This window comes from Streptomyces bambusae, assembly GCF_019400985.1.
GTDB lineage: Bacteria > Actinomycetota > Actinomycetes > Streptomycetales > Streptomycetaceae > Streptomyces > Streptomyces bambusae_A.
Genome location: NZ_WTFF01000531.1, coordinates 1 through 2,908 on the forward strand (window position 1 = coordinate 1; position 2,908 = coordinate 2,908).

General features: G+C 74.6%; 3 protein-coding genes and 2 pseudogenes. 2 read left to right on the top strand and 3 right to left on the bottom strand.

The annotated features are described in order from the left end of the window. Both GPJ59_RS35145 and GPJ59_RS35150 read right to left on the bottom strand, forming a co-directional pair. Positions 1-331: pseudogene (locus GPJ59_RS35145) on the bottom strand (hypothetical protein); the annotation flags it as partial. Positions 332-454: 123 nt separating this feature from the next. Further along, complete coding sequence (locus GPJ59_RS35150; RefSeq protein ID WP_219672133.1) at positions 455-616, bottom strand: hypothetical protein; 162 nt, start codon at positions 614-616, stop codon at positions 455-457. Positions 617-676: 60 nt separating this feature from the next. Here GPJ59_RS35150 and GPJ59_RS35155 point away from each other — a divergent pair, with 60 nt between their 5' ends. Both GPJ59_RS35155 and GPJ59_RS35160 read left to right on the top strand, forming a co-directional pair. Then, entirely contained in the window at positions 677-1,321 is a 645-nt protein-coding gene (locus GPJ59_RS35155) for a DUF4360 domain-containing protein (RefSeq protein WP_219672135.1), read from the top strand. Positions 1,322-1,445: 124 nt separating this feature from the next. Continuing rightward, positions 1,446-2,009 carry a hypothetical protein gene (locus GPJ59_RS35160; RefSeq protein WP_258025398.1) on the top strand — a complete coding sequence of 188 codons (564 nt, stop codon included), beginning with the start codon at positions 1,446-1,448 and terminating at the stop codon, positions 2,007-2,009. Between the two features lie 89 nt (positions 2,010-2,098). Here the strand turns inward: GPJ59_RS35160 and GPJ59_RS35165 are convergent. Continuing rightward, positions 2,099-2,908: pseudogene (locus GPJ59_RS35165) on the bottom strand (serine/threonine protein kinase); the annotation flags it as partial.

Sequence of the window (2,908 nt, forward strand, 5' to 3'; positions counted from 1 at the left end):
GGACCGGGGCCGGGGCGCTCACTGCGTGCACCCCGCCGACGGCGGCCAGATCGCGCCGCGCCGAGGCCAACTCCCGCCGCAGGGCCGGGCCGTCCACCGCGACTCCGGCCACCACGGCGTCGATCTGCACGCCGTACGGGCGGGCGGCGTCGAGCACCCGGTGGCCCCGGACCGACTCGTGCGGGGCCACGCTCCACGCCTGCCGGTCCAGCCGGTCCAGCACCGGCCCCACGGCCGCGAGCCCGGCGCCCAGGAGCAGCACCCACACCGCCAGCACCAGCCGGTGGTGGCGGCAGCAGATCCGGCCGAGCCGGGTCGTCACGCGGCGCACGGCCGCAGGGAGGACGGGGGCAGCCGGTCGGGCTCGGGAGCGGTGGTCACGCCGGAGGGTCCGTTCGGGCGTTCGGGCAGGGCTGCCCGGAGAACGACCGAAGAGCACGAACGTGACGTGCCGTCACCCGTACCGGGCCGCCGGCGTACGCCGCTCGGCGGAGCGGAACGGGGCGCGTACGGCCCGGGCTTCGCCCCCGGTGCGTGCGCTGCGCCAGACGGCCCAGGTGCGGGTGCGGCCCCGCCGGGCCTCGCCGACGCTGAATCCCGGCGACGGCCCCGTCATGGGGCGCCGCCTCCATCTGCACGTACGAGAAGGTACGAGAAGTACGAGAAGGGACACTTCATGTTCAGACCGGTGATTCTCGGCGGGGCTGCCGCCGTGCTCCTCGTCACCGCCGCCACCCCGCCCGCCGGGGCCGACGACGCCGCACCCACCGAGAAGATCACGGTAGACGTGGCCACCGTCAACGGATCGGGTTGCCGTCCCGGCAGCGCGGCCGTCGCGGTCGCCCCGGACAACACGGCCTTCACCGTCACCTACAGCGAGTACATCGCCCGCGCCGGCGGGGACAGCCCCAAGGTCGACGGCCGCAAGAACTGCCAGCTCGCGCTCCGGGTCAACGTCCCGCAGGGCTACACGTACGCCATCGCCCAGGCCGACTACCGCGGGTTCGGCAGCCTCCAGCCCGGCGCGGTCGGCATCCAGAAGGCCAGCTACTACTTCCAGGGCATGAGCCAGACCGCGTCCCGGACCCACGAGTTCCAGGGCCCCCTGGAGGACAACTGGCAGGTGACGGACACCGCCGACATCCACGCCCTGGTCTTCGCCCCCTGCGGCGAGAAGCGCAACTTCAACATCAACACCGAACTGCGCACGGACGTGGGCACGTCCGACCTCACCAAGGAGAGCTACATGGCCTTGGACTCGACGGACACCAGCATCAGCAGCAAGTACCACTTCTCCTGGAAGAAGTGCCTCACCCGCTGACGCCCCGGCCCGGAGGAGCCTCCTCCTCCAGGCCGTGCGGGGCTCCCCCGCGCGGGGGAGCCCCGCACGGCGAACACGCCCCCGGTAGGACGCCCCGCGGCACATCGACCGGCACCCTGGCCGTATGGCATCCGACCGCACGCGGACATCCGCGCCCGACCACCGTCCCGCCCCGCTGCACCGAGCACCGGCACCCGGCGGGACGTTTCCGCCCCCGCGCTGGGCGACCGCGGCCGCGCACGCGGTCAGCCTGATCGTCCTGCCCAGCAGCCTGTGGCGGATCGCGCTCGTCCTGGGCTTCCCCGCCGGCTACACCGCGGAAGGCTTCGTCCCCTTCCAGACCCTCTACGCCCAGCTCGCGATGGTCCTCCTGAGCGCGGCCAGCGAGTTCATCGTCCTCCTCACCTTCGGCCTGGTCCGCCCCTGGGGCGAGACGGCCCCCCGCTGGATACCCCTCATCGGCGGCCGGCGGGTGCATCCGCTGGCGGCCACCGTGCCCGCGCTGCTCGGCGCCCTCGGCCTCACCTGGATCTGGTCCGACCTGCCCTGGTGGTGGACGTACCCGCACGACGACATGACCTCCACCGGGGGGCTCGTCGTCGGACTCCTCTACCTCCCCATGGTCCTGTGGGGCCCCCTCACCGCTGCCCTCGCCGTCTCGTACTGGCGCCGCCGGCGCCACGGCTGACGACGGTCCCCGGCTGCGCGGGCCACCGGGTGCGGCGGTCAGCGGTCAGCGTCAGCGGCCAATGGCAAGCGGTCAGTGGTGGCAAGCGGTCAGTGGTCGAACGGGAAGAAGGTGCCCACCGCCGTGTCGAAGTGGCGGCGGGCCTCGGGGGTGCGGCCCGTCGGGGCCGACACCCACACGTCGTACAGCCAGCCGTTCCCCTCCCAGCACAGGTCGTACGTGTGCCGGGGGCCTTCGGCGCGGTCGAAGCCGTTCCAGGTGAACTCCCAGAACGCGGCCGGGAAGCCGTGGGGGTGGGTGGTGGCCCGGACCGCGTTGTCGCGGTACCCCGGGTTGGTCGACGGCCCCTGCGCGTCGGCGGCCCGCATCGAGGCCAGGGCCCCGCCGGGCGGGATCTTCCCGATCTTGATCCCCACCCGTATGCCGTCCGCCGTCTTGTAGAAGATCCGCTCCCCTTCGACGGAGCGCCGGGACTCGGCCGGAACGGCCATCGAGAACCCTGCCTCGTCGGAGACGTTCCGGTACCCGGGCGGCGCGGAGCCGGGCCCGACCGGGGACGCCTGGCCGGACCCCGGCGCGGAAGGCGAGGGGGACGGGGGCGGCGGGGCGGACGGGGAGGTCGGCGCAGGGGTCGAAGGAGCCGTCGTCGGCGGTGAGGCGGGCGGTGCGGAGGGCGGTGCGGAGACGGGCGGGGAGGTGGGCGCGGGGCCCTTGGCGTCGGACGACCCCGCGCCCATCGTCCGGACGCCGAGCAGGGCCACCGCCGTCACCAGGCCGGCACAGGCCACGACGGCCCCCGCCACGAGCAGCGCCGACCGCGCGCCGCCGCGCCGGCCGTCCTGCTCCGTCACGGGGGCGGTCGGCCGGGGCGCGGCGTGCTCGGTCGGCGTGTACGCGAG

Excerpts from the sequence above, each read along its gene's own strand:
- GPJ59_RS35150 (WP_219672133.1), bottom strand. The coding sequence starts at position 616 with ATGACGGGGCCGTCGCCGGGATTCAGCGTCGGCGAGGCCCGGCGGGGC.
- GPJ59_RS35155 (WP_219672135.1), top strand. The coding sequence starts at position 677 with ATGTTCAGACCGGTGATTCTCGGCGGGGCTGCCGCCGTGCTCCTCGTC.
- GPJ59_RS35160 (WP_258025398.1), top strand. The coding sequence starts at position 1,446 with ATGGCATCCGACCGCACGCGGACATCCGCGCCCGACCACCGTCCCGCC.